Origin of the sequence: Pectobacterium peruviense (genome assembly GCF_002847345.1) — a bacterium.
GTDB lineage: Bacteria > Pseudomonadota > Gammaproteobacteria > Enterobacterales > Enterobacteriaceae > Pectobacterium > Pectobacterium peruviense.
The window spans coordinates 113,860-136,333 of sequence record NZ_LXFV01000001.1 but is presented as its reverse complement, the minus strand read 5'-3'; the positions used below and the strand labels follow the sequence as shown (position 1 = coordinate 136,333).

20 protein-coding genes are annotated in these 22,474 nt (G+C 49.1%); 15 read left to right on the top strand and 5 right to left on the bottom strand.

Features of this window, described 5'->3' with window-relative positions; all coding sequences use genetic code 11:
- Positions 1 to 56 precede the first annotated feature (56 nt).
- Positions 57 to 2,225, bottom strand: a complete 2,169-nt coding sequence (locus A0G03_RS00595; protein ID WP_048260366.1) for a sensor domain-containing phosphodiesterase — start codon at positions 2,223 to 2,225, stop codon at positions 57 to 59.
- A gap of 392 nt (positions 2,226 to 2,617) precedes the next feature.
- Positions 2,618 to 2,875 carry a hypothetical protein gene (locus tag A0G03_RS00590; protein ID WP_048260367.1) on the bottom strand — a complete coding sequence of 86 codons (258 nt, stop codon included), beginning with the start codon at positions 2,873 to 2,875 and terminating at the stop codon, positions 2,618 to 2,620.
- A 393-nt stretch (positions 2,876 to 3,268) separates the two neighbouring features.
- On the opposite strand from A0G03_RS00590, the gene A0G03_RS00585 reads away from it, so the two are divergent.
- The 3 genes from A0G03_RS00585 (at position 3,269) to A0G03_RS00575 (ending at position 6,410) form a co-directional block, all read left to right on the top strand.
- Entirely contained in the window at positions 3,269 to 4,003 is a 735-nt protein-coding gene (locus tag A0G03_RS00585) for an XRE family transcriptional regulator (protein WP_048260370.1), read from the top strand.
- 449 nt (positions 4,004 to 4,452) lie between these two features.
- Entirely contained in the window at positions 4,453 to 4,803 is a 351-nt protein-coding gene (locus A0G03_RS00580) for a Mor transcription activator family protein (protein ID WP_048260372.1), read from the top strand.
- Positions 4,804 to 5,300: 497 nt separating this feature from the next.
- The gene (locus A0G03_RS00575; protein ID WP_048260374.1) at positions 5,301 to 6,410 is read left to right on the top strand and encodes a 4Fe-4S binding protein; all 1,110 of its coding nucleotides are present in this window, start codon (positions 5,301 to 5,303) and stop codon (positions 6,408 to 6,410) included.
- 117 nt (positions 6,411 to 6,527) lie between these two features.
- Here A0G03_RS00575 and icd read toward each other — a convergent pair whose 3' ends face one another.
- Positions 6,528 to 7,781 carry an NADP-dependent isocitrate dehydrogenase gene (gene icd / locus A0G03_RS00570; RefSeq protein WP_039295696.1) on the bottom strand — a complete coding sequence of 418 codons (1,254 nt, stop codon included), beginning with the start codon at positions 7,779 to 7,781 and terminating at the stop codon, positions 6,528 to 6,530.
- A 101-nt stretch (positions 7,782 to 7,882) separates the two neighbouring features.
- Between icd and rluE the strand changes: the two genes are divergently transcribed.
- From rluE to A0G03_RS00530, 8 genes are all read left to right on the top strand, one after another.
- Positions 7,883 to 8,539: a 23S rRNA pseudouridine(2457) synthase RluE gene (gene rluE, locus A0G03_RS00565; RefSeq protein ID WP_048260376.1), complete on the top strand. Its 657-nt coding sequence runs from the start codon at positions 7,883 to 7,885 to the stop codon at positions 8,537 to 8,539.
- On the top strand, positions 8,532 to 8,978 hold the full coding sequence (locus tag A0G03_RS00560) for an NUDIX domain-containing protein (protein ID WP_048260379.1): 447 nt from the start codon (positions 8,532 to 8,534) through the stop codon (positions 8,976 to 8,978). Before rluE ends, A0G03_RS00560 begins: the two co-directional genes overlap by 8 nt.
- 138 nt (positions 8,979 to 9,116) lie before the next feature.
- Positions 9,117 to 10,223: a tRNA 2-thiouridine(34) synthase MnmA gene (gene mnmA, locus A0G03_RS00555; RefSeq protein WP_048260382.1), complete on the top strand. Its 1,107-nt coding sequence runs from the start codon at positions 9,117 to 9,119 to the stop codon at positions 10,221 to 10,223.
- Positions 10,224 to 10,225: 2 nt separating this feature from the next.
- Complete coding sequence (gene hflD, locus A0G03_RS00550; protein WP_011093994.1) at positions 10,226 to 10,864, top strand: high frequency lysogenization protein HflD; 639 nt, start codon at positions 10,226 to 10,228, stop codon at positions 10,862 to 10,864.
- Positions 10,865 to 11,103: 239 nt separating this feature from the next.
- Positions 11,104 to 12,474 carry an adenylosuccinate lyase gene (gene purB, locus A0G03_RS00545; RefSeq protein ID WP_048260383.1) on the top strand — a complete coding sequence of 457 codons (1,371 nt, stop codon included), beginning with the start codon at positions 11,104 to 11,106 and terminating at the stop codon, positions 12,472 to 12,474.
- Between the two features lie 242 nt (positions 12,475 to 12,716).
- Positions 12,717 to 13,406, top strand: a complete 690-nt coding sequence (gene phoP, locus A0G03_RS00540; RefSeq protein ID WP_048260385.1) for a two-component system response regulator PhoP — start codon at positions 12,717 to 12,719, stop codon at positions 13,404 to 13,406.
- Entirely contained in the window at positions 13,403 to 14,857 is a 1,455-nt protein-coding gene (phoQ, locus tag A0G03_RS00535; protein ID WP_048260386.1) for a two-component system sensor histidine kinase PhoQ, read from the top strand. Before phoP ends, phoQ begins: the two co-directional genes overlap by 4 nt.
- Positions 14,858 to 15,073: 216 nt before the next feature.
- Positions 15,074 to 16,195: a ribosomal protein uL16 3-hydroxylase gene (locus A0G03_RS00530; protein WP_048260602.1), complete on the top strand. Its 1,122-nt coding sequence runs from the start codon at positions 15,074 to 15,076 to the stop codon at positions 16,193 to 16,195.
- A 73-nt stretch (positions 16,196 to 16,268) separates the two neighbouring features.
- Here the strand turns inward: A0G03_RS00530 and pepT are convergent, their stop codons facing one another.
- The gene (gene pepT / locus A0G03_RS00525; RefSeq protein WP_048260387.1) at positions 16,269 to 17,501 is read right to left on the bottom strand and encodes a peptidase T; all 1,233 of its coding nucleotides are present in this window, start codon (positions 17,499 to 17,501) and stop codon (positions 16,269 to 16,271) included.
- A 367-nt stretch (positions 17,502 to 17,868) separates the two neighbouring features.
- Here pepT and potA point away from each other — a divergent pair, with 367 nt between their 5' ends.
- From potA to potD, 4 genes are all read left to right on the top strand, one after another.
- Complete coding sequence (potA, locus tag A0G03_RS00520; RefSeq protein ID WP_048260389.1) at positions 17,869 to 18,984, top strand: spermidine/putrescine ABC transporter ATP-binding protein PotA; 1,116 nt, start codon at positions 17,869 to 17,871, stop codon at positions 18,982 to 18,984.
- On the top strand, positions 18,968 to 19,828 hold the full coding sequence (gene potB, locus A0G03_RS00515) for a spermidine/putrescine ABC transporter permease PotB (protein ID WP_048260391.1): 861 nt from the start codon (positions 18,968 to 18,970) through the stop codon (positions 19,826 to 19,828). The genes potA and potB overlap by 17 nt, the downstream gene beginning before the upstream one ends.
- Positions 19,825 to 20,601, top strand: coding sequence for a spermidine/putrescine ABC transporter permease PotC (gene potC / locus A0G03_RS00510; protein WP_048260393.1), 777 nt, complete (start codon positions 19,825 to 19,827; stop codon positions 20,599 to 20,601). The genes potB and potC overlap by 4 nt, the downstream gene beginning before the upstream one ends.
- Positions 20,602 to 20,690: 89 nt before the next feature.
- Complete coding sequence (gene potD / locus A0G03_RS00505) at positions 20,691 to 21,734, top strand: spermidine/putrescine ABC transporter substrate-binding protein PotD (protein ID WP_048260395.1); 1,044 nt, start codon at positions 20,691 to 20,693, stop codon at positions 21,732 to 21,734.
- Positions 21,735 to 21,802: 68 nt separating this feature from the next.
- Here the strand turns inward: potD and A0G03_RS00500 are convergent, their stop codons facing one another.
- Positions 21,803 to 22,339 (bottom strand): methylated-DNA--[protein]-cysteine S-methyltransferase, encoded by a 537-nt coding sequence (locus A0G03_RS00500; RefSeq protein WP_048260396.1) that lies wholly within the window; start codon positions 22,337 to 22,339, stop codon positions 21,803 to 21,805.
- Positions 22,340 to 22,474: the final 135 nt, after the last annotated feature.

Sequence of the window (22,474 nt, the reverse complement as noted above, 5' to 3'; positions counted from 1 at the left end):
AAGTATAAAAGCCAGCAGACGCTGGCTTTTAGGGAAGATTGGCACAGTACGACCATTTACACGTCTATCGGCTTATTCAATTTCAGTAGCTGAGTGAATTCCTCCGCAGGCATCGGATGCCCAAACAGATATCCCTGCGCTTCCTCACACCCCTTGCCGCGTAGCCGCTCGCTCTGCTCTAATGTTTCCACACCCTCGGCAATCACGCCCAGGCCAAAACTTTTTCCAAGATACAAGATCGCCCTGACAATCGCCGCATCCGGCGGAGATTCGCACATGGTCCTGACAAAGGTTTGATCGATCTTCAATCGAGTCACTGGGTAGTTTTTAAGCATACTGAGAGAGGCATAGCCCGTTCCATAATCGTCAAATGCAATGCCGATTCCCGCTTCCCGCAGCGTCTTTAACGGTTGCATCATATTCTCGTCGTAACGCAGGATAATGTTTTCTGTAATCTCCAGTTCCAGCGAGCTGGGTTCCAACCCTGTTCGAGTGAGGGTATCCATAATTTTCTGCGCCAAAAGGCCGGTACGAAACTGCGCACTGAAAAGGTTAATGCTGATACGAAAATATTTGTCGCTAGCCTGACACCACTCTGCGGCCTGCTTACATGCTGTTTCTACGATCCAATCGCCGACTCGCTCCGCCCACGGGCCATTTTCCAGTGCGGTGAGGAATGCGGCCGGGCCAAGCAATCCTCTTTCAGGGTGACGCCAACGCAGCAGTGCTTCCGCACCAACAATCTCATTTGTCGCCAGTTTTACCTGTGGCTGATAGAACATTTCAAATTCATGCTGCTCGTAAGCCCGCACAAACTCGAGCTGAAAAGCATGCTTGGCCTGAAACACCTCAAGCAGCTCACGCGTGAAAAAACGGTAACAATTTCGACCTTCGGACTTCGCCTGATACAGCGCTAAATCGGCGCTGGTCAAGAGATCTTGCACCGTCAATCCATAGTCGGGATACAGCACTGCGCCAATGCTGGCGCTAATATTGATTTGGTGATCGTCAATAATCATCGCCTGAGAAATTTCATGAATAATTTGCTCGGCAATTTTTCCTGCGACTCTTTTATCATTCAGGCCAGGAAACAGCAGTGCGAACTCATCCCCGCCCATTCGCGCCACAACATCGCCGGAACGGACCGTCGCTTTTATTTTTTTAGCGACGTGCACCAGAATATCATCGCCGCTGGAATGCCCCAGACTGTCATTAACATCTTTAAATCCATCCAGATCGACCATCATGATACAGACGGCAGGTTCATTCTTTAGCGCGGTTTCGAGATTGGATGTTAATAATGTCCGGTTTGCCAACCCCGTAAGCGGATCCATGTGCGCTAACAAAAACAGTCGTTCTTCATTGCGGCGACGTTCTGTGATGTCACGCAATATCGCACCATAGCTAATATTGTCGTTGTCTTCCCACATAGAAACCGACAATTCAACCGGTACCAGACTGCCGCTTTTAGCTTGCACATTCAGTTCTAACGTCACACCTTTCATCAGCGAATCACGGTCGGTCACTAAATGGTTGAGCTGCACGATAAAGGCATCAGGAACAATGGTATTAATATTGAGACCAATAATGTCCTCGTCACTGTATCCCAGCATATTTTCCGCAGCGGTATTCCAGAAAGTAATCATCCCCTTCTCATTAACACACAAAATCGTATCCGGTGAGGTATTAGCGATATTTTCAAAACGAACCTGACTGGCTTTACGCGCGAGTTCAAGACGTCGCATTTCCAGCTTGTCCATGACCAATGAAGCCAGATCCTGCATATTATGCTCATCACGCTTGGTGAATGTCGCTCTGGGCTTCAAATCGATAATGCACAGTGTGCCAATAGCATGTCCGGACGGCGTAATTAATGGGATGCCCGCGTAAAAACGAATGTAGGGAATGCCTACAACCAGCGGGTTATTTTTGAAACGCGCATCATTGAGCGCATCAGGCACCACCATGATCTTTTTCTTTAGGATCGTGTGGGCACAAAAAGAGATATCTCGGGGCGTTTCACAAAACGGAACCCCGACGCTGGCGGCAAACAGTTGACGTTCAGCCTCTACCAACGATACCAAAACAATAGGCGCACTAAAGATGTTAGCGGCCAAGCTAATCAGGTTACTCAAACCTGGGTCAAATAATACGTTCTTAATGCCATACTCACGAAGAGCAGCAAGACGTTTGTCTTCATCTTTGCTTATTGGGGCACGGCTCATGGGTTCCCCCCTCCCATCGTATTAATGTTCAGATTAGACAAAATTTAGCTATAAATCCAAAATGTTGCAGCAATGAGCACGACAAGAGCAACAGGCCAGCATGAGTAAACCAACGCTCCCTCTCTTGCCAAGAGCCAAGACGCATGGTGGCTGAGTGTGAGTATGGCAAAAGATCCAGACTCTATCATCCCTTAGAATCATTAATAATAACAAATGGACGTATCAATTAAGATGATAGATGAAAAACGAAATAGAAAGCTACCGATGCACTCACAACGTTGAGCAATGTCGGCAGAAAAGAAAGGAGAAGGTTGGTATATTCAGAGACTCACTACCGGATAACGACAATAGATTATCAAGTTATTAACAGAATATAACCAACCAAGGGATTATCAGGCGGGAAAATAGGTTATCGAGTGTTCAGGTGTGTCATTTTTTGCTCGAATAACGACATCCCAAGTTCCTGTATAAGGCACGGTTAAATACACTTCACCTTCAGCATGACGGAAAATAGAATCCTGTGTAGCACTATTCTCTTCGGTCATCGATTCCTGTTCACCATTACTCATTTGTACTTCAAATGTATTAGCACACCGGACAATTACCGTATCACCGCCAAACAGACTTAAACACGTGCGAATTACAGACATACATCCTCCGCGACACGCAGTCATGCGCATGCTTAATGAAACGAATTTATTGGTTGTATTTCCCACAACGGGATTTCCATAAGAGCAAAATGCATACAGTCAGATTGTGATTTAGATCAAGCTACACACATGTTTAAGTCAAATCAGGAGATGGAATAAGACGATACTATGACAGCCTGACATTTATTAGAATTTTTGATAGTCAGGCGATAGCATTATTTTGATGCTGTCTCATACATCCGCACAGGTTTCACCTCGCGGAATAACAACTTAAATTGTTTTTATGGTTGTATTTATGATGACCTTCGCACACCAACGATACATAGCTTTGGTTTTTTTAAACAAGATTAATATCCACTTGATAAATTACAACCTAGGTTGTAAATTGAACGAATGAAAACGACACTTGCAGAACGATTAAAGACCGCCAGGACTGCACAAGGGCTTAGCCAAAAAGCACTTGGCGACATGATTGGTGTATCTCAGGCCGCCATACAGAAGATTGAGGTGGGGAAAGCGTCGCAGACAACCAAAATTGTTGAGCTTTCCAATGCACTACATATTCGACCTGAATGGTTGGCAAATGGCGAAGGCCCAATGCGTAGCGACAGGGTGGTTCGATCACTCCAGGAATCGAGCATTCCGCCAACATCAAAATGGGGCACCGTATCCGCTTGGGACAGCACGACAGAACTATCAGAGGACGAGGTGGAAGTGCCTTTTTTAAAGGATATTGAGTTTGCATGCGGCGACGGGCGCATTCAAAGTGAGGATTACAACGGCTTTAAGCTCCGTTTTTCCAAAGCCACGCTGCGTAAGGTCGGTGCAAATACTGACGGTTCAGGTGTTCTTTGTTTCCCGGCAGCGGGTGACAGTATGGAACCCATCATCCCGGATGGCACCACCGTTGCAGTTGATACTAACAACAAACGCATCATTGATGGAAAGCTCTACGCCATTGCTCAGGAAGGCAGTGGCAACGATAAGCTCAAGCGAATCAAACAACTTTACCGCAAGCCTGGCGGCCTCCTTGTCATCCATAGCTTTAACCGCGATGCTGACGAAGAAGCCTACGAATCCGAGGTCGAAATCATCGGCCGTGTGTTCTGGTATTCGGTACTGTTATAGCACGGCTTAGATAGTTCTTCGCTTACGTCGCTATCGCGTTTTTCCTCTAACCAAAGCCGGTGAGCCAATGCGGACACCAGCTTTGTTCCGTACTTCAAAAACGTTTACCCTCTCCCAGATAACCTTACCCACGCATAACAGTTTTATACAATCACCATGTTATGGTTTTATCACCCCTTGTTGATGTTGTGTTATTCCTCCTGTCTATGTGTTGCTTTCCCGCCCTATGGCGGGATTTTTTTTGCTGCTCGTTGGCCCCTTGTCTGCATATCGCGTTACTGCGCCCACTGCCATTAACAACCAAAAACAACTCGAATTAAAACTAAAGATGTTGACACAAAAACAACTATAGTTTTAAATGAACACATAACGCGATTGCTATCCCAGAGATAGCAATGAACAAATCCCCACATAAGCAGTAATTATTTTCTTTAAGGATAAGGTGATTTATGACTGAGCCACAATTTCGCAGTAAAGGCCCTGAGCTTCTGGTCGAACTTTCTCAACACGTTGCCGATACAGTCAAAAACGTCACTGAGTTGGATCCACAAACCGCCGAACTGGTCGGCAATGCCGTTGCCAAACATATGATGACCGTGTGGGGCGGACAAAATGTTTATTTCCCGATGGGGATTTCTTGGCGTGCCTCTCAGCGGGATCTCCAAATATATGAAGAATTCGATGGGCGCAATCATAGTGCTCTTGCGAAGAAATATAATGTCTCACTGCAATGGATTTATAAAATTGTCAGAACCATGAGAAAGGATGAGCTACAGGAAAAGCAAAAAAACCTAGCGTAATATAAAGAATAATAAATTATAATTTCGCACAGAAATTAAATAAAGAAATAAAAATACAGTTTAATAAAAAAACTTATAACCTCAATTAAAAATTAATTAAAAACTCAAGTTGCAGTGAATGCAACAAGACATTCTATTCGATGATTCAGGAAATGCACGGAATTTTAAATATAACAGATATATTCAACTATATTTTCACCAGGTAATTAATAGAATGGGTACGCTTGCGTGCCCATCATTTTTATATATCTAACACCCCGTTTTTTTTTCAGAAAAACCCCTCCAACACTATATTGAGTCATTCAATACATATGCAATGTCGCTCACGTTACTACCTATCTTCTTATACAAATCAAGCAGCTAAAAACCTCAAAAACATGCATTTGTAATGCACAAATCAATTTTTGACCGTTAAGAGCATGATAACGTTGCCCCACGATCCCTTCGGCGTGTTGAAAACGCCGAGTGAAAAAAAATAAATGGGGCAATTGAAAGCAATGAGCGAGAAAGTAAGAAAGCGGTGGCAACGCCGACCCGGAACCGTCGGCGGTAAACGTCCTTGGAACGACTGGCGTAACGCACTGACTTGGCGCAGAGCAACACAGATCCTGCTACTGACGGTCAATGTCTATATCGGCGTCACTTTCTATTTTTGGGTACGTTACTTTGAAACTGGCGGCACGACGCTTTATATGTCGAGGCCAGGCGGTATCGAAGGCTGGCTGCCAATTGCAGGATTGATGAACGTTAAGTTCACCTGGGAAACGGGTAATTTCCCCCCTATCCACCTTGCATCAATGCTATTACTTCTCGCATTTATTCTCACCAGCCTGTTGCTGAAAAAATCGTTCTGCTCCTGGCTGTGCCCTATCGGCACGATTTCCGAGTGGGTAGGTGCATTGGGGAAAAAAATGTTTGGCCGCCACTTCATTCTTCCAAGATGGCTGGACATTCTGCTACGTAGCCTAAAATATCTATTATTGAGTTTTTTCCTCTACATCGCCTTATCAATGCCAGCACAGGGCATTTATATGTTTCTGATGTCACCTTACGGTCTGATCGCTGACGTCAAAATGCTCGGTTTTTTCCGCAATATCGGCACCGTCACGCTGGTCTGTATTTTTCTCTTTATGCTTGCCAGCCTGTTTGTCCGTCATTTTTGGTGTCGCTACCTATGTCCTTATGGTGCGCTCTTGGGCGTATTTTCGCTGCTGTCACCCTTCAAGATCCGCCGAAATGCCACTAGCTGTATCGATTGCGGCAAGTGTGCAAAGGCCTGTCCCTCTAACATTCCGGTGGATAAGCTAATTCAGGTGAGAACCGCAGAATGCACAGCCTGCATGACCTGCGTCGAATCCTGTCCGGTGGCATCGACGCTCCATTTCTCACTGATTCAGCCTTCAGGATCGCAGGAAAAAGACAGTGACGCAGCCAAACCACTATGGCGACAAACCGCACTGTCAGGTATTGCGATGACTGTACTGGTGCTCGGCATCCTTTTCGGCATAATCGGTTTCGCAATGTATACGGGAGGCTGGGACAGCCCGATTCCAGAACAGATGTACTTCCAGCTCATCCCCGGTTCACAGGGCATTGGTCACCCGTAAAGAATAATTAGGTCAACGGCGATGAATACAAAATAGGATGGTTTTGGGGAAAGGAATCTGAGGGAAAAATTAAGGGGCCGAATCGGCCCCTGATAGTCATCTGCACTTAACTGCAGATTACATGTTATCGATGATGTCCTGCGCAAACTCGCTACATTTCCGCAGCGTAGCGCCTTCCATCAGACGTTCGAAATCGTAAGTCACGGTCTTGTTCTTGATCGCGCCTTCAACGCCTTTAACAATCAGGTCAGCCGCTTCGAACCATTGCAGGTGACGCAGCATCATTTCAGCAGACAGAATAACAGAACCTGGGTTCACTTTATCCTGACCAGCATATTTCGGTGCAGTACCGTGCGTGGCTTCAAACAGTGCACATTCGTCACCGATGTTTGCGCCCGGAGCAATACCGATACCGCCAACCTGTGCTGCCAGCGCATCAGAAATGTAGTCACCGTTCAGGTTCATACAGGCGATTACGTCATATTCAGCAGGACGCAGCAGGATTTGTTGCAGGAATGCATCGGCGATCACGTCTTTTACCACGATCTCTTTGCCCGTGTTCGGGTTCTTGATCTTCACCCACGGACCGCCATCGATCAGTTCACCGCCGAATTCTTCACGCGCTAACTGGTAACCCCAGTCTTTAAACGCGCCTTCGGTGAATTTCATGATGTTGCCTTTGTGTACCAGCGTGAGGGAATCACGGTCGTTGGTAATCGCGTATTCGATCGCAGCGCGAACCAGACGTTTGGTACCTTCTTCGGAGCACGGCTTCACGCCGATGCCACACTGCTCAGGGAAACGGATTTTGCTAACGCCCATTTCTTCACGCAGGAATTTGATCACTTTGTCTGCTTCAGCAGACCCCGCTTTCCACTCAATACCTGCATAGATGTCTTCGGCGTTTTCGCGGAAGATCACCATGTCAGTCAGTTCAGGCTGTTTAACTGGGCTAGGTGTACCTTCGTAGTAGCGTACCGGACGCAGGCAAACATACAGATCCAGCTGTTGGCGCAGTGCAACGTTCAGAGAACGAATGCCACCGCCGACTGGCGTTGTCAGCGGGCCCTTAATCGCCACACGATATTCACGGATCAGATCCAGCGTTTCATCTGGCAGCCAGACATCTTTACCGTAAACTTGCGTGGATTTCTCACCTGTGTAGATCTCCATCCAGGAAATCGCGCGCTTGCCCTGATAGGCTTTTTTCACGGCGGCGTCCACTACGTTGATCATGGCTGGCGTTACATCGATACCAATGCCGTCACCTTCGATAAACGGGATAACCGGATTGTTCGGAACAACCAGTTTGCCTTGAGCATCAACCGTGATTTTCTGACCTTCTGTCGGTACCACTACTTTGCTTTCCATTAACCTCTCCTTCGAGCGCAATTTTGTTAATGACTTGTAAGATGCGTGTCAATACTACTTGAATATTTAGCCCGCGCCAATCGCAAACCATTTCGAGTATAATGCTTTTGTTATCCGCGACTATAAAGATGATGAATAAATTCCCTGTTAAAAATCACAAAGTTAAACGATTCAGCTCACAGCCAGCAAGAAAAAGGCAGCCTGAGAATACGCCGCGCCGGATTGTTTTGTTCAACAAGCCCTTCGATGTCTTGCCGCAATTCACTGATGAAGCTGGGCGTAGCACGCTGAAAGATTACATTCCGATTAGCGGCATTTATGCCGCTGGGCGTCTGGATCGCGACAGCGAAGGCCTGATGATTCTCACCAATGACGGCAAGCTTCAGGCACGGCTAACTCAGCCGACGAAAAAAACGGCCAAAATCTACTATGTTCAAGTTGAAGGCATTCCTGATGAGGCCGCACTGACGCGCTTTCGTACCGGTTTGGAACTGAATGACGGTAAAACGCAGCCTGCAGGCGCGGAGATCGTGCCGGAACCTGACTGGCTGTGGCCGCGTAATCCTCCAATACGCGAACGTAAAAGCATTCCTGACTGCTGGCTAAAAATTACGCTGTATGAAGGTCGTAATCGGCAAGTCCGTCGTATGACGGCGAATATCGGGTATCCTACCCTGCGTCTGATTCGATACGGCATGGCCAATCAAACCGTAGAAAACCTGTTACCCGGAGAATGGAAGGAGATAGCGGATGTTTAAACCCCATGTAACGGTTGCCTGTGTGGTACAGGCCGAGAACTATTTTCTGGTCGTCGAAGAGTTAATTAACGACAAATTATTGTGGAACCAACCCGCGGGCCATCTGGAAGCCGACGAGACGCTGATTCAGGCGGCGAGCCGTGAGCTATGGGAAGAGACCGGCATTCAGGCAGCGCCACACAGTTTCTTGCGTCTGCATCAATGGATTGCCCCAGATAACACACCGTTTTTACGCTTTTGCTTCGCGCTCGATCTGCCTCAGCGGGTCGACACCCAACCGCACGACAGCGACATCGAATGCTGTCGCTGGGTGACCGCCGAAGAAATTCTGCATTCTCGCCAGCTTCGTTCACCACTGGTGGCCGAAAGTATTCGCTGCTATCAGCAGCCAGAACGCTATCCGTTAACCGTATTGGGCGCGTTTAACTGGCCTTTTTAGACATCTTGCCATTCCTGCCACGCGTGAGCTAACCACCACGCGGCAGGAATAGCGATGCAGCCCTCGGTTCAACATGCTAAAATATGCCGCTTGTTTTTCGCATCAATGCGCCAGTAAATTTCAGTTCGTGAGACTCCCATGTCAGATAACAGCCAGAAAAAAGTGATTGTCGGTATGTCCGGCGGTGTTGATTCCTCCGTTTCCGCTTACCTGTTACAGCAACAGGGCTATCATGTTGAAGGCCTGTTCATGAAGAACTGGGAAGAGGATGACGACACGGAATATTGCTCAGCGGCCACTGACCTTGCTGATGCACAGGCCGTTTGCGACAAACTGGGTATCGAATTACATACCGTCAATTTTGCCGCGGAATATTGGGATAACGTTTTTGAACTCTTCCTTGAAGAATATAAAGCGGGCCGCACCCCCAATCCCGATATCCTGTGCAATAAAGAAATCAAATTCAAAGCCTTCCTGGAGTTCGCTGCCGAGGATCTCGGGGCGGACTATATCGCGACAGGCCACTATGTCCGTCGTCACGACGTTGACGGCAAAAGCCGTTTGCTGCGCGGCATGGACGGCAACAAAGACCAGAGCTATTTTCTTTATACGCTGAGCCATGAACAAATTTCACAAAGTCTGTTCCCCGTCGGCGAACTGGAAAAGCCACAGGTGCGCAAGATCGCCGAAGAACTTGAACTGGCTACCGCGAAGAAGAAAGACTCTACGGGTATTTGCTTCATCGGCGAACGCAAATTCACCGATTTTCTGGCGCGTTACCTTCCCGCACAGCCCGGCCCGATTCTGTCCGTCGACGACAATAAACCGATGGGACAACATCAGGGGCTGATGTACCACACGCTGGGACAGCGCAAAGGACTGGGGATTGGCGGCGTCAAAGACGGCGGCGAAGATCCTTGGTACGTGGTGGATAAAGACGTCGCCAACAATATTCTGTATGTCGCGCAGGGTCACGAACACCCTCGTCTGATGTCGTACGGCTTAATCGCACAGCAGTTACACTGGGTCGATCGCCAGCCGCTGACCGCTGAATTACGCTGCACGGTGAAAACCCGTTACCGTCAGGCGGATATTCCCTGCACCGTCACCCCACTTGGCGACGATCGCATTACCGTGCGTTTTGATGAGCCCGTCGCTGCCGTAACTCCGGGCCAATCCGCTGTCTTTTACCTAGACGACGTTTGCCTTGGTGGCGGCATCATCGAAGAACGCTTACAGGAGTAACCGTGGCTAAGAATTATTATGAAATCACGCTGGCGCTCGCAGGCATTTGCCAATCAGCACATTTAGTCCAGCAGTTGGCCCACACGGGAAACTGTAATAATGATGTGCTGCATACCTCGCTGAACAGCGTGTTGAACCTCAATCCGGCATCTACGTTGGCCGTTTACGGCAATGACGAGCAAAACCTGAAGGTTGGGCTGGAAACGCTACTGGGTATTCTGAATACCAGCAGTAACAAAGGCGCGGGTGCAGAATTATCGCGCTATACCTTCAGTCTGATCGCGTTAGAACGCAAGCTGAATGCGAAATCTGCTGCGCTTGACGAATTAGGTAAGCGCATCGGGCAGTTGGAACGCCAACTGGAGCATTTTGAGCTACTTTCCGAAACGATCGTTAGCGCGCTCGCCGCGATTTACGTGGATGTCATCAGCACGCTGGGGCCACGTATTCAGGTTACTGGCTCACCAGAAGTGCTGAAAAACAGCCAGGTGCAAGCTAAAGTCCGTGCCGCGCTGCTGGCCGGAATCCGTTCTACGGTGCTCTGGCAACAGATTGGTGGTGGGCGCTTACAGTTGATGTTCTCACGCAGTCAACTGGTCAAAGAAGCGAAACAGATATTGGCGCGTTGCCCATCCGTTTGATGGTATTCTTGCCGTTATAGCTGACGCTGGTGTGATTAACGCCAGCGTTGCAATACTCGATTTTGTACTAAAACTGGCTGGTTCAAATCAGTCAGTTGTTGAAACTCGTTATTATCGAAACTACGTGTTTTTAAAGCCAAGTGTTCTTAAAAACTGCGTGTACTTAAAACCACGTGTTCTTAAAACCAATTGTTCTTGAAAATAATTGTTATTGAAACCAATCTCAGGAGTTGCTTGCGATGGAATTATCCTCACTGACCGCCGTTTCCCCTATTGATGGACGCTACGGCGATAAAGTCAGCACATTGCGCACCATTTTCAGCGAATTCGGTTTGCTGAAATTCCGTGTGCAGGTTGAAGTACGTTGGTTGCAAAAACTGGCAGCCTGTGCAGAGATCCAGGAAGTTCCTGCATTTGACGCTGACGCAAACGCTTTCCTTGATAAAATTGTCGCCGAATTTAGCGAAGAAGATGCGGCCCGCATTAAAACGATCGAGCGTACGACCAACCACGATGTGAAAGCCGTTGAGTATTTTCTGAAAGAGAAAGTCGCTGCTATTCCAGCACTGCATGCCGTTAACGAATTCATCCACTTCGCCTGTACCTCAGAAGACATCAACAACCTGTCTCACGCACTCATGCTTGATACCGCTCGCCGCGACGTCATTTTGCCGCACTGGCGCCAGATTATTGATGCGCTGAAAACGCTGGCACAGGAATACCGCGATATCCCGCTGCTTTCCCGTACACACGGTCAGCCAGCCACGCCATCCACCATCGGTAAAGAGTTCGCTAACGTGGCTTACCGTATGGAGCGCCAATATCGTCAGCTGCAACAGGTTGAGATTCTGGGCAAAATTAATGGTGCTGTCGGCAACTATAATGCCCATCTGGCAGCCTACCCGGAAGTGGACTGGCACCAGTTCAGCGAAAGCTTTGTCACCTCGCTGGGCATCAACTGGAACCCGTACACCACACAGATCGAACCGCACGATTACATCGCCGAGCTGTTCGACTGCATCGCGCGTTTCAACACCATTTTGATCGACTTTGACCGTGATATCTGGGGCTACATCGCACTGAATCACTTCAAACAAAAAACCATTGCGGGCGAAATCGGTTCCTCAACCATGCCGCACAAGGTTAACCCGATTGACTTCGAAAACTCGGAAGGCAATCTGGGGCTGTCGAACGCCGTACTGGCGCACCTGGCTAGCAAATTGCCGGTTTCTCGCTGGCAGCGCGACCTTACCGACTCTACCGTGCTGCGAAACTTAGGCGTGGGTGTGGGCTATGCACTGATTGCGTATCAGGCCACGATGAAAGGCATTAGCAAACTGGAAGTGAACCGCGATCGTCTGGCTGACGAACTGGATCACAACTGGGAAGTGTTGGCAGAGCCGATTCAAACCGTGATGCGCCGCTACGGGATTGAAAAACCGTACGAGAAACTGAAAGAACTGACACGCGGCAAACGTATTGATGCGACGGGTATTCAGGCATTTATCGATGGTCTGGAATTACCTGAAGCGGAAAAAACGCGTCTGAAAGCGATGACGCCAGCCAACTATATTGGCCGCGCTATCGCCATGGTCGATGACCTGAAATAAGCGTTCTCAAACAAAATTTCGTACTCCCTCTGGCGGGCGCCCTGCCCGCCAGTTTCCCTTAAGGCCAACCATTTCCAGCCTGTTTATACCCGGTTTACCCTTCCTGTGGATAATTTAACAAATAAAATAAATGACTTTCTCTGCGTATAATGCTGATACGCGGGAGTGACAGACGTGAAAGATAGGCTACATAAAAGCATTTCAATAAATATGATTCTATCTATTCGACAGAGGATATAACGATGCGGATTCTGGTCGTTGAAGATAATGTATTGCTACGCCATCATTTAACCGTTCAGATGAACGAAATGGGGCATCAGGTTGACGCAGCGTCTGACGCTAAAGAAGCAGATTATTTTCTGCATGAAAACATGCCGGATATTGCGATTGTCGATCTCGGATTGCCCGATGAAGATGGCATGAGCATGATTCGTCGCTGGCGCGCGCATCAGATCAAACTGCCTATTCTGGTGTTGACCGCCCGTGAAGGCTGGCAGGACAAAGTCGCCGTGCTGGAAGCGGGTGCGGACGATTACGTGACTAAACCGTTCCATATGGAAGAAGTGGTGGCACGTTTGCAGGCGCTGATGCGGCGCAACAGTGGTTTGGCATCACAAATTATCAGTCTGCCGCCCTTCGAGATCGATTTGTCGCGCCGCGAACTGATGATCCACAGCGCCCCAATCAAGCTGACTGCGTTTGAATACACGATTATCGAGACGCTGATTCGCAACAAGGGTAAAGTCGTCAGCAAAGAGTCGCTGATGCTACAGCTGTATCCCGATGCGGAACTGCGGGAAAGCCACACCATTGATGTACTGATGGGACGGTTACGCAAGAAAATTCAGCAGGCGGACGCGCAAGATGTAATTACTACCGTACGCGGACAAGGATATCGCTTTGATATTGATACGCCCTCAGGCCCAGTATGAGTGATAAGAAGCAGCCTTTCTCGCTTCGCATTCGTTTTCTACTCGCGACAGCGGCCATCGTGCTGGCGCTGTCGTTGGCCTATGGCGTCGTCGCTATTATCGGTTACAGCGTCAATTTTGATAAAACCTCATTCCGCCTGTTACGCGGCGAAAGTAACCTCTACTACAGCCTTGCACAGTGGCGCGATAACCAGTTGAATATCGTCACGCCTCCCGATGTTGACATCAATTTCCCCACGCTGGTGTTGATATACGATGAGAATGGCAACGTACTCTGGCGCGAAAAGCATGTTCCTGAGCTGGAAGCGCTGATAAAACCAGAGTGGCTGAACAAGACGGCCTATCACGAATTGGATACCGACACCGATACCAGCAGCGCGGTATTAACGGGCAACACCTTATTACTGAGCAGCCTGCGGGCGCTGAATGGCGCACATAGCAATGCGCTAACCCATTCCATCGCCGTGAACGTGTATCCCAAGACAGAGCATCTCCCCGCCATCACCATTGTCGTCGTCGACCGCATCCCGCAAGAGTTACAACAGGAAGACGTGGTGTGGGAATGGTTCAGCTATGTTTTGATTGCCAACCTTCTGCTGGTGCTTCCCCTGCTTTGGCTAGGCGCTCACTGGAGCCTGCGCCCTATTCAACATCTGGTAAAACAGATCGCTGAACTGGAAAAAGGCACACGCGATCAGTTGGATGAAAAGCCGCCGCGTGAGTTGTTCAGTTTGGTGAAAAACCTGAATATTCTGCTGAATAACGAACGCCAACGTTACCATAAATATCGTACGACGCTCACTGACCTCACCCACAGTCTGAAAACGCCGCTGGCGGTCTTGCAGACCACGTTACGCGCGCTGCGTACCGGCAAAGAAATCACTATCGATCAGGCTGAGCCGATCATGCTGGCACAGATCAGTCGCATCTCACAGCAGATTGGCTATTATCTGCATCGCGCCAGCGTGCGCTCCGAACACAATCTGCTGATACGTGAAGTACACTCGGTTCCAGCACTGCTGGATGGCCTGTGTTCTGCGTTAAATAAGGTGTATCAGCGCAAAGGCGTGGTATTGACGCTCGATATTCCACCCGAGCTGACCTTCGTGGGCGAGAAGAATGATTTTATGGAAGTACTGGGCAATATCCTTGATAACGCCTGTAAGTACTGCCTGGAATTTGTTGAAATCAGCGTGCAATATTCCGATCACAAGCTGCATCTGATTATCGATGACGACGGCCCCGGCATCCACGAAAGCAAGCGCGAAATGATCTTCCTGCGTGGGCAGCGAGCCGACCGCATGCGCCCCGGACAAGGTATCGGTCTCGCCGTTGCCGTCGAAATTATCGAACAGTATCAGGGTGAGATCCTCATCAGCGACAGCGCACTGGGTGGTGCCCGAGTCGAAGCTATTTTCTCCCGTCAGAACCTTAGTTCGAACGAAGGGTGAAAGACAGTACAGCGAGCAATGCTTCCGCTATACTCGTCATACTTCAAGTTGCATGTACGCTGGATTCGTTCTCTTGCCGCCTGCATGAAACTCGAATTATTTAGGGTATATACTTATTGTCAAAATGCGGATTGTTTTAAAATACGGATTACTTCAAGAAAAATCATGTCTTCAAGAACAGTCATTTCCTCAAAAAACGAATTTCTGGAAAACGGTATGGACTATCAACTTAATCTCGACTGGCAGGATTTTTTAGCGAACTACTGGCAAAAACGTCCGCTCCTGATTAAAGGCGGTTTTACCCATTTTATCGATCCGATTTCACCCGATGAACTTGCGGGTCTGGCATTGGAAAATGAGGTCGATAGCCGGCTAGTCAGCCATCAGAATGGGCGTTGGCAGGTGAGCCATGGTCCTTTCGAGAGCTACGACCATCTGGGTGAAAGCAATTGGTCGCTGTTAGTGCAGGCGGTCGATCACTGGCATGAGCCCTCTTCCGCCTTGATGCAGCCATTTAGACAACTGCCAGACTGGCGTACTGATGATTTGATGATTTCGTTTTCCGTTCCCGGTGGTGGTGTAGGGCCACATCTGGATCAGTATGATGTTTTCATTATTCAGGGAACGGGACGTCGCCGCTGGCGCGTCGGTGAAAAAATACCGATGAAGCAGCATTGCCCACATCCAGACCTGCTTCAGGTCGACCCGTTTGAAGCCATTATTGATGAAGAGCTGGAACCGGGCGATATCGTGTATATTCCACCGGGCTTCCCGCACGAAGGCTATTCGCTGGAGAATTCGCTCAACTACTCCGTGGGTTTCCGGGCGCCAAATGCTCGCGAACTGGTCAGCGGCTTTGCGGATTATGTGCTTTCCCGCGAACTCGGCAGCTATCGCTACAGCGATCCTAACATTCCATCCAGAGATCATATCGCCAGCGTATTGCCGCAAGAGCTGGATGCACTGCAAAAAATGATGCTGGAGCTAGTACAGCAACCGGAACATTTCCAAAATTGGTTTGGTGAGTTTATTTCCCAGTCTCGTCATGAGCTTGACCTCTCACCGCCGGAACCACCTTATCAGGCTGGCGAGGTGTATGAGTATCTGCAACAGGGTGAACCACTGCGTCGTCTAGGCGGTATGCGTGTTATCTGCGTTGGGGATGGCTGCTTCGTTAACGGGGAGAAAGTGAACAGTACACACAAGGAAGCGCTGTTTGCGTTGGCTGAGCACCCCGCCATCAATGCGGAACTGCTGGGTGATGCGCTGGAAGATCCTTCTTTCCTTGCCCAGCTCACGGTACTGATTAACAGCGGTTACTGGTATTTTGCGGATTAAAACCAAGATAATCGGTTACACAAGAATAAGGCGGGAATTTCCCGCCTTATTCGTTTCTGCAAAATGGTAATGCTTACGGCTTCGCACGCAGCGCAGTCAGCTCTGCAATGCGCATAATCACAGACACGGCCTTTTCCATCCCTTCCAGCGTGACAAACTCATGTTTGCCATGATAGTTGTAGCCACCGGTAAACAGATTTGGGCATGGTAACCCCTGGAATGACAGGTGTGCGCCGTCAGTACCACCGCGAATTGGCTTCATATTTGGCTCAATATCACAATCCCGCATCGCCTGCTGTGCCAGCGCGATAATGTGCGGATGCTGCTCAACCTGCTCACGCATGTTGTAGTAGGTATCGGTAATCGTGACTTCAATGTAGCAATCTCGGTGCAGCCCCGCGCCGACCTTTTCCGCAATATCCAGCATTGTCTGTTTACGCTGTTCAAAGCCGTTACGATCGAAATCCCGGACGATATAGTGCAAGTCTGCCCGCTCCACAGATCCTTTCATGCTGTGAAGATGGTAAAAACCCTGATAGCTTTCGGTCTGCTCCGGTGATTCACTCTCCGGCACATGCTGATGATAGCGAGAGGCCAGCGTCAGCGCGTTCACCATCACGCCTTTGGCGCTACCAGGATGTACATTGTTACCGACAATTTTCACCTGAACCGACGCGGCATTAAAGTTTTCATACTCCAGTTCGCCGACGCCACCGCCGTCTACAGTGTAAGCCCACTGCGCGTTAAACGCTTTGACATCAAAAAACTGTGCGCCCTTGCCAATTTCTTCATCAGGCGTAAAGGCAATACGAATATCCCCGTGCGGCAGTTGGTTCTTTCTCAGACGCACCAGTGCGGTAATAATTTCTGCGATCCCTGCTTTATCATCGGCTCCCAGCAGCGTTTTGCCGTCTGTCGTAATCAGCGTGTGCCCCAGTAGTTGGTGTAGCACTGGGAACATGACGGGCGACAGCACTTCATCCCCCATGCCCAAGGCAATGTCACCACCGCGATAGTTTTCTAGAATCTGCGGATTCACATTTTTGCCGCTAAAGTCTGGCGACGTATCCATATGTGAAATAAAGCCGATAGCAGGTACTGACCAGGCAACGTTCGCCGGAAGCGTCGCCATCAGGCAACCTTGTTTGCTAAGTACGATCTGCTCAAATCCCAGTTCGAGCAGTTCTTGCTGCAACGCACGCGCCAGTTTCAACTGGCCGTCGGTACTCGGCACCTGCCGAACACCGGATTTAGACTGTGTATCAAACGAAACGTAGTTTAAAAATCTGTCGAGTAATTTATCCATCTTATGCCCCCTGAACCCTGAAAGGCATTATGGATAGGGCTACCACGGCAGATATTGCGTCAGGTCAGTTTTTTTCCGATTTAACAAACCATAGGACTAGAATTCAGAGCAAAAAGCGGTAGCAGCGTCACGAAGTGTTCCCAAATCAGGTAACAATAAGGAAACATGCGTGCTAATTCATTGGCTGAATCACCGCCATTCACGTCTATAGTGGCAGGAAGTCGGGCCACACAAGTTGGCGTTAGGTAACGTTTCCCGTAAAATGCCGCCCTTAACCGCGCACGCTAGCTGAAAGGTGATAACCCTTGGCACGATCGCAACGGAGATGCCGTTGATCTGCCAAATCAGGAAATAGAGCTATACCTTAATGAAAGAAAACTCCCTGACTGTGCCAGTCGTTGAATTGCTCAACGTCCATAAAGGCTTTGATGGTAAAGACATCATTTCGCATTTTAATCTCACCATTAATAACGGTGAGTTCCTGACGATCCTCGGGCCATCCGGCTGCGGAAAAACCACCGTACTGCGTCTGATAGCGGGTCTGGAAACGGTCGATAGTGGCAGCATCATGCTGGAAAAGCAGGATATTACCCACCAGCCCGCTGAGCAGCGACACGTTAATACCGTATTTCAAAGTTACGCGCTATTCCCTCATCTCAGCGTGTTTGAGAACGTGGCATTTGGCCTGCGTATGCAGAAAACACCTGCCGCAGAAATAACGCCGCGCGTAATTGAAGCACTAAAAATGGTGCAGTTGGACGAGTTAGCACAGCGTCGCCCACACCAGTTATCCGGTGGCCAGCAACAGCGCGTTGCTATCGCCCGCGCCGTCGTCAACCAGCCGAAGGTTCTGCTGCTGGATGAATCTCTGTCCGCACTCGATTATAAGTTGCGCAAGCAGATGCAGAACGAGCTTAAGGCGCTGCAACGCAAGTTGGGCATCACCTTTATTTTCGTCACGCACGATCAGGAAGAAGCGCTGACCATGTCCGACCGCATCGTGGTGATGCGCGAGGGTTGCATCGAGCAAGACGGCACGCCGCGTGAAATCTACGAAGAGCCTAAAAATCTATTCGTCGCCAGTTTTATCGGCGAAATCAATATTTTTGATGCCATCGTACTAGAGCTATTGGATGAACAAAGAGTACGCGCTCAGGTCGAAGGCCACGAATGCGTGATCACCGTCAGTTTTCTGGTCAACGTCGGACAACACCTTAACGTGCTGCTGCGACCGGAGGATTTACGCGTTGAAGAACTGGGCGACGGCATGCAGGCTGAAGGGATGGTTGGCTACGTGCGCGAGCGCAACTATAAAGGCATGACGCTGGAATCCAACATCGAGTTGGAAAACGGCAAAATGGTCATGGTCAGCGAGTTCTTTAACGAAGACGATCCCGACTTCGATCATTCACTCAACCAGAAAGTGGACGTTACCTGGGTGGAAAGTTGGGAGGTAGTCCTGCACGATGAAGACGTCGCGTAAACGCTTTCAAAATATCATTATCACACTCATCGTTGCCTGGCTGGTGCTGTTTGTTTTCCTGCCCAATCTGATGATCATCGGAACCAGTTTTCTGACGCGCGATGACACGCATTTCGTCAGTCTGGTCTTTACGCTGGAAAACTATACGCGTCTGGTCGACCCGCTTTATGCTTCAGTGCTACTGCATTCGCTGAACATGGCCGCTATCGCTACGCTCTGCTGTTTACTGCTGGGCTATCCGTTTGCCTTTATTCTGGCGCATTTACCGAAAAAAATTCAGCCACTGATGCTGTTTCTGCTGATTGTGCCGTTTTGGACTAACTCACTGATCCGTATTTACGGGCTGAAAATTTTCCTCAGCACGCGTGGGCATCTGAATGAATTTTTGCTCTGGACCGGCCTAATCGATACGCCGCTGCGGATTATGTACACGTCTGAAGCGGTGATTCTCGGCCTGATTTACATCCTGCTGCCGTTCATGGTGCTACCGCTCTACTCCAGTATTGAAAAACTTGATAAAGCCTACCTTGAAGCCGCCCGCGATCTAGGGGCTAATAAATGGCAAACCTTCATTCGTGTGGTGATCCCGCTGACTATGCCGGGAATTATCGCTGGATGCTTGCTGGTGTTGCTGCCCGCCATGGGGTTGTTCTTCGTGGCCGACCTGATGGGTGGCGCAAAGAATTTGCTAATCGGTAACGTCATTAAAAGCCAGTTCCTTAATATCCGTGATTGGCCGTTTGGTGCTGCCACCAGCATCTGCCTGACGTTAGTCATGGGCGTACTGCTGTTTATCTACTACCGCACGGCTCGACTGCTGAATAAAAAGGGAGAGCTGGAATGACTGGACGCTTAATCCGCGGTGGATTTATGTCCATCATTTACGCTTATCTGTACATTCCGATCATTATTCTGATCGTGAACTCATTTAATCAGGCACGTTTCGGCATCAACTGGCAGGGATTTACGCTGGATTGGTATCGGCTGCTGATGAACAACGACAGCCTGCTTCAGGCCGCACAGCACTCGCTGACGATGGCGGTGTTTTCCGCGACGTTTGCCACGCTGATTGGCTCTCTGACAGCCGTTGCGCTGTATCGCTACCGTTTTCGCGGCAAGCCTTTTGTCGGCGGCATGCTGTTCGTGGTAATGATGTCGCCGGATATCGTGATGGCAATTTCGCTACTGGTGCTTTTCATGTTGTTGGGCATCTCACTCGGGTTCTGGTCGCTGCTGTTTTCCCACATCACATTCTGCCTGCCATTCGTGGTGGTGACCGTCTACTCGCGTCTGAAAGGGTTTGATGTACGGATGCTGGAAGCCGCGCGCGATTTGGGCGCCAGCGAAGTGATTATTCTACGTAAGATCATTCTGCCACTGGCGATGCCAGCGGTAGCGGCCAGTTGGTTGCTCGGTTTTACCTTGTCGATGGATGACGTGGTGGTTTCTTCGTTTGTCACCGGGCCCGCATATGAAATTCTGCCCTTGAAGATTTACTCGATGGTAAAGGTCGGCGTATCCCCGGAAGTCAATGCGCTGGCGACGATCCTGCTGATTCTGTCGCTCGTGCTGGTGCTCAGTAGCCAACTAATTTTACGCGACCGCACTGGAAAGTAAGATGGTAGTTCGCGCGATAAATACCTTTATTTTCATATCTGCTGATATAAGCAGGTATTTTCTTTGGGACTAATAAGGAGGTAAACATAATGAAAAAATGGCCACACCTACTGGCAGCGTGCGCGATGGCGTTCGGCATCAGCACCGCCAATGCCAACGACGGCAAAACGCTCTATTTCTATAACTGGACCGAATACGTGCCGCCGGGTCTGTTGGAACAGTTCACTAAAGAAACGGGAATCAAGGTGATTTACTCCACCTATGAATCCAACGAGAGCATGTACGCTAAGCTGAAAACCTATAAAGACAGTGCCTACGATTTGGTCGTGCCGTCGACCTATTTCATCTCCAAGATGAGTAAAGAAGGCATGCTGCAAAAGATTGATACCCGCAAGCTCAGCAACTTCCATAATCTCGATCCAAACTTGCTACATAAATCTTTCGATCCAAACAACGATTACTCTATTCCCTATATCTGGGGCGCAACGGCGATTGGTATTAATCATGAAGTGATTGACCCTGCCAGCGTCACCGGTTGGGCCGATCTGTGGGATACGAAGTACAAAAATAGCCTGCTGCTGACGGACGATGCACGTGAAGTGTTCCAAATCGCCCTGCGTAAGCTGGGTTATTCCGCAAACACCACTGACCCCAAAGAGATTGAAGCAGCCTATAAAGCGCTGCAAGCCCTAATGCCGAACGTGCTGACGTTCAACTCAGACAACCCCGGTAACCCGTTCATTGAAGGTGAGGTTAATCTGGGTATGGTATGGAACGGTTCTGCCTATGTGGCGCGTCAAGCTGGCACACCGCTGGATGTCATCTGGCCCAAAGAAGGCGGTATCTTCTGGATGGACAGCCTGGCAATTCCGGCCAACGCCAAGAACGTCGACGGTGCGATGAAACTAATCGACTTCCTACTGCGTCCGGAAGTGGCGGCTCAAGTTGCTGAGACTATCGGCTATCCAACGCCAAATCTGGCGGCAAAGAAACTACTCCCACCTGAAGTTTCAGGTGACAAAACACTGTACCCAGATGATGAAACCATCGCCAAAGGCGAATGGCAGAACGACGTTGGCAGCGCCAGCACGCTGTATGAAACTTATTTCCAGCAGCTAAAAGCCGGTCGTTAATCGCGAGATATCGTGTCACACGATAGCAATGTTATTTCTTTATCCGGATCGGGTAGAGACGATCATTATCATAAAGCCGTCCCTTTGATAGGGACGCTCATATTCCCGGTGTTAACCCCTTCCAGTTCAAGTAGCTGAATTTTTTTTGCGATACCGCCAGCATACCCCGTCAAGCTGTTATTGGTGCCAATAACCCGGTGGCAGGGAATGATAATAGATATTGGGTTGTGGCCAACCGCCCCACCGGTAGCCTGCGCTGACATACTGGTTTTACCCATAACAGCCGCAACATCTCTGGCTACGGTTCCGTATGTAACATATTCGCCATACGGGATCTGACATAACCGTTGCCAAACAGCCAGTCGAAAATCACTGCCACTTGGTGCCAATGGCAGTGCATCGAGGGAGGGATTATGGCCGGAGAAATAAGCATCTAACCATCGTTTAATGGCAGAAAAAAGCGGAAGTTCGGGGCTTATCGACGGTTCTACTTGAAAGGACTGCGCATAATATTTTTGACCTACAAACCAGAGCCCAGTCAAGTTTTCCCCATCGATTGCTATCGTAATTTTCCCCATTGGAGAATCATACTGGCTGAAAAACATATTGTGCCCCTTTTGTTGGGTGAGATGCATTAACAAACATCTGAAGTAGTGGCTATGTGTTGCTTTAGGTAGAAACAACACAGAGACGTACTGTGATGAAACGGTGACAGATCTAACAACACTGATGCACTCACC

What these genes read in the sequence shown, in the direction of transcription:
- A0G03_RS00595 (WP_048260366.1), bottom strand. Translation starts at nt 2,225, where the DNA reads ATGAGCCGTGCCCCAATAAGCAAAGATGAAGACAAACGTCTTGCTGCT.
- phoP (WP_048260385.1), top strand. Translation starts at nt 12,717, where the DNA reads ATGCGGATTCTGGTCGTTGAAGATAATGTATTGCTACGCCATCATTTA.
- potA (WP_048260389.1), top strand. Translation starts at nt 17,869, where the DNA reads ATGAAAGAAAACTCCCTGACTGTGCCAGTCGTTGAATTGCTCAACGTC.
- purB (WP_048260383.1), top strand. Translation starts at nt 11,104, where the DNA reads ATGGAATTATCCTCACTGACCGCCGTTTCCCCTATTGATGGACGCTAC.
- phoQ (WP_048260386.1), top strand. Translation starts at nt 13,403, where the DNA reads ATGAGTGATAAGAAGCAGCCTTTCTCGCTTCGCATTCGTTTTCTACTC.
- A0G03_RS00585 (WP_048260370.1), top strand. Translation starts at nt 3,269, where the DNA reads ATGAAAACGACACTTGCAGAACGATTAAAGACCGCCAGGACTGCACAA.
- potB (WP_048260391.1), top strand. Translation starts at nt 18,968, where the DNA reads ATGAAGACGTCGCGTAAACGCTTTCAAAATATCATTATCACACTCATC.
- icd (WP_039295696.1), bottom strand. Translation starts at nt 7,781, where the DNA reads ATGGAAAGCAAAGTAGTGGTACCGACAGAAGGTCAGAAAATCACGGTT.
- rluE (WP_048260376.1), top strand. Translation starts at nt 7,883, where the DNA reads ATGCTTTTGTTATCCGCGACTATAAAGATGATGAATAAATTCCCTGTT.
- A0G03_RS00580 (WP_048260372.1), top strand. Translation starts at nt 4,453, where the DNA reads ATGACTGAGCCACAATTTCGCAGTAAAGGCCCTGAGCTTCTGGTCGAA.
- A0G03_RS00590 (WP_048260367.1), bottom strand. Translation starts at nt 2,875, where the DNA reads ATGTCTGTAATTCGCACGTGTTTAAGTCTGTTTGGCGGTGATACGGTA.
- pepT (WP_048260387.1), bottom strand. Translation starts at nt 17,501, where the DNA reads ATGGATAAATTACTCGACAGATTTTTAAACTACGTTTCGTTTGATACA.
- potD (WP_048260395.1), top strand. Translation starts at nt 20,691, where the DNA reads ATGAAAAAATGGCCACACCTACTGGCAGCGTGCGCGATGGCGTTCGGC.
- A0G03_RS00560 (WP_048260379.1), top strand. Translation starts at nt 8,532, where the DNA reads ATGTTTAAACCCCATGTAACGGTTGCCTGTGTGGTACAGGCCGAGAAC.
- A0G03_RS00575 (WP_048260374.1), top strand. Translation starts at nt 5,301, where the DNA reads ATGAGCGAGAAAGTAAGAAAGCGGTGGCAACGCCGACCCGGAACCGTC.
- mnmA (WP_048260382.1), top strand. Translation starts at nt 9,117, where the DNA reads ATGTCAGATAACAGCCAGAAAAAAGTGATTGTCGGTATGTCCGGCGGT.
- potC (WP_048260393.1), top strand. Translation starts at nt 19,825, where the DNA reads ATGACTGGACGCTTAATCCGCGGTGGATTTATGTCCATCATTTACGCT.
- A0G03_RS00530 (WP_048260602.1), top strand. Translation starts at nt 15,074, where the DNA reads ATGGACTATCAACTTAATCTCGACTGGCAGGATTTTTTAGCGAACTAC.
- A0G03_RS00500 (WP_048260396.1), bottom strand. Translation starts at nt 22,339, where the DNA reads ATGTTTTTCAGCCAGTATGATTCTCCAATGGGGAAAATTACGATAGCA.